The organism is Exiguobacterium sp. A1_3_1 (assembly GCF_048985645.1).
Classification (GTDB): domain Bacteria; phylum Bacillota; class Bacilli; order Exiguobacteriales; family Exiguobacteriaceae; genus Exiguobacterium_A; species Exiguobacterium_A indicum.
On the sequence record NZ_WBYY01000259.1, the window covers coordinates 1 to 3,050 of the forward strand.

General features: G+C 47.3%; 2 protein-coding genes. One reads left to right on the forward strand and one right to left on the reverse strand.

Annotation, left to right across the window (positions count from 1 at the left end; genetic code table 11):
* Window positions 1-69: 69 nt before the first annotated feature.
* Window positions 70-1,611 (reverse strand): alpha-amylase, encoded by a 1,542-nt coding sequence (gene amyS / locus F8N00_RS17340; protein ID WP_075642046.1) that lies wholly within the window; start codon window positions 1,609-1,611, stop codon window positions 70-72.
* 337 nt (window positions 1,612-1,948) lie between these two features.
* Here amyS and F8N00_RS17345 point away from each other — a divergent pair, with 337 nt between their 5' ends.
* Window positions 1,949-2,773 carry an endonuclease I family protein gene (locus F8N00_RS17345; protein ID WP_035398221.1) on the forward strand — a complete coding sequence of 275 codons (825 nt, stop codon included), beginning with the start codon at window positions 1,949-1,951 and terminating at the stop codon, window positions 2,771-2,773.
* Window positions 2,774-3,050 lie beyond the last annotated feature (277 nt).

The window sequence follows — 3,050 nt, forward strand, 5'->3', positions numbered from 1 at the left end:
GTGTCTCTCCTGAGGAAAGGGCGTGAAAAGACGCGTCATTCTTTTTTTGAGTCAGTCTCTTTTGATTTCTTATTGTTGACGATAGACGGAGACCGAACCACCATTGACGAAGAATTGACCGTAGCCATCTTGGTTGATCGTTACCGATGCTGTGTTGTTTCCAGTGATGTCTGTCCAAACTTCTCCTTTGTTCTGAAGCCCGACGTACATCCATTTACTCCCGCCAGGACCATCTGAAAGGATTGTCGCAAGACCTGATTTTGTCCGGTCCGAGACACCTTCACGTGTCCAACCGATGATGTCTTGGTTATCGAGGTAATCATTTTGTTTCCCGAACGCGAAGTCCTTCCGTGCTTTAAGTAACGGATCAATCTTCGAAGCGAGTGCTGGAATTTCGCGATTCGACGTACCCTTTGTACCATAGTAGTCACCATAGAAGACCGACGGATAGCCTTGTTCGCGTGTCAGAATCATCGCGTAAGCAAGCGGTTTGAACCATGACTGAACCGTTGATTCAAGCGATTGTCCAGGCTGCGAATCATGGTTCTCTACGAGTGTGACGGCTTGGACTGGATTGCTCTTGACGAGAGTACCGTCAAAGATCGTCCGCATGTCATAGTACCCGCCGCCTTTACTTGCCTGTTCGAACTTATAATGAAGTGGTGCATCAAAGACGGATTGTTGATAATTCGTCCGACTTAAGTAGTTTTGCAACGTGCCGAGATCGTTCTGCCAGTACTCTGCGACTGTAAACAATGGTTTGCCCGTCGTCTGACGAACATTCGCGAGCCAGTCCGCTAAGTAACCGTGTTTGATATGCTTGACGGCATCGAGACGGAACCCATCAAGACCAAGTTCGTTGACGTACCATTTACCCCAGTTCTTCATTTCTTGCTGGACTTCTGGATGATCGAAGTCGAGATCCGCATACATCAAGTAATCGTAGTTGCCATTTTCAGTTGAGACATCCGTATCCCACGCTTTACCGGTACCGCGGAACTTGTAGATGGCACTCTTAGAACGTGATTGATCCCAGTCCGTGCCGTCGAAGTGGTACCATTTCCACTTGAAGTTCGAGTAGAGGTTATTTCGTGCTGCAAAATTGAAACCCGTCCATGCCTGGATTTGATAATCGCCAGAGACTTCTTGATTACGGTTACCCGGGTTGACTTCGACTGCCGTGACGGCTTCCGTGAAATCGGCGCCACCTTTATGGTTCATGACGACATCACCATAGACATCGATTCCAGCGGTATGCAATTGTCCGATCGCCGTTTTTAATTGCGCCTTTGTGCCGTATTTCGTACGGACCGTTCCTTTTTGATTGAACTCACCTAAATCGTATAGATCGTAGGCGCCGTATCCGACATCATTTTGCGAGGTACCTTTGTAAGCAGGGGGAATCCAGACCGATGTGATTCCGAGCTGATCAAGCTTTGTTGCGTCACTCCCGAGACGGTTCCAATGGTTACCGTCATTTGGCACATACCATTCGAAATACTGCATCATCGTTCCGTTGTCTGCCGTTGCGCCGACTGCAATCGGTTGCGCAAGTGGCGCTAAAAAAGCAGCGGATGCGACGGTTGCTAAAATCCATCTTTTTTGTTTCACGTAAAGACCTCCTTATGATTTGTGAAAGCGCTTGCATTATTTATTATAGGGAAGCTTCAGACAGGAGGAATATCGTCCCGGATTCTTATTTGTAAGTCTCTTTTGTTCGTGACTTTTGACCCTAGAATATTTCTTCTGAAGAATTATTTTGATGAGATTGACGTCATGAATGAAAAAAATCAGGACCATCTAACCGTTGCCTTTCGATGAATATTCTGAACGACGACTCACCTTTAAAAAAGCAGGTCTATCGTCCATCTTCCACCAGGAATGGATTCGGTGTGAAAATGAGCGTGTAACACCAGCTCTCATACATACCATTTAAGGGGGAACACACATGAACTGGAAGTCAAAGGTCACAGGTGCGCTTGCCGCAACACTTGCACTCGGGTCAATCGTCTTTACACCGGTCACAGCAAAAACAGTTGATCCAAAACAAGTTTCAGCAGGTCCGCAGATGGTCACGTCACAATCGACGATCGATGCGTACTATCTACCAGCAGCGGGGAAGACAGGGGCAGCGTTGAAGGCATCGCTGCACGATATCATCGACAACCATACACAAGTGTCATACGACACGGTATGGACAGCACTGAAAGAAACGGATCAAGATCCAAATAATGCGAATAACGTCATCGAGTTATACACGGGGAAATCGATTGCGAAAAGTAACAACGGTGGGAATGTCGGTCAATGGAATCGTGAACATGTCTGGGCAAAGTCACACGGTGACTTTGGTACGACGAACGGTCCTGGAACAGACTTGCATCACTTGCGTCCGGAAGACGTCGTCGTCAACAGTGCACGGGGCAATCTTGACTTCGACAATGGCGGTACGAAATACAGTGGTTGCGATTGCTACCGTGATGGCGATTCATGGGAACCACCAAACCGCGTCAAAGGTGACATCGCACGGATGATCTTCTACATGGCGGTTCGTTATGAAGGTGGCGGAGAAATCGATCTCGAAGCTTCAGAAAACGTCAATAATGGTACGAACCCGTTACACGGCAAATTGTCGACGCTGAAAGCATGGAATAAGCTTGACCCAGTTGATAGCTTCGAGAAACGTCGCAACGATGTCATCTTCGAGAAGTGGCAAAAAAACCGGAATCCGTTCATCGATCATCCGGAATACGTAACATCAATTTGGGGAAATTGATGACGAGTCAGTAAATAGGAAAGGGGCTGACTCAACAGTCAGTCTCTACAAAGATAGGGGTGGCAGAATGATGATCTGCCACCCCTATCTTGTAACAAAAAGAATGACGCGTTTCACGCAACTCCTACAGGGAAAAGCGCATCTTTGCGCTGACAGAGACAAATAAGACCCGCTTTCCTGCTTGAATAAAGCAGGAAAACTGGCTTGTGTCTCGCCTGAGAAAATGGCGTGAAAAGACGCGTCATTCTTTTTTGAGTCAGCCTCTTTTCATGGAGTC

Coding starts and splice junctions, on each gene's coding strand:
- F8N00_RS17345 (WP_035398221.1), top strand. CDS start 1,949: ATGAACTGGAAGTCAAAGGTCACAGGTGCGCTTGCCGCAACACTTGCA.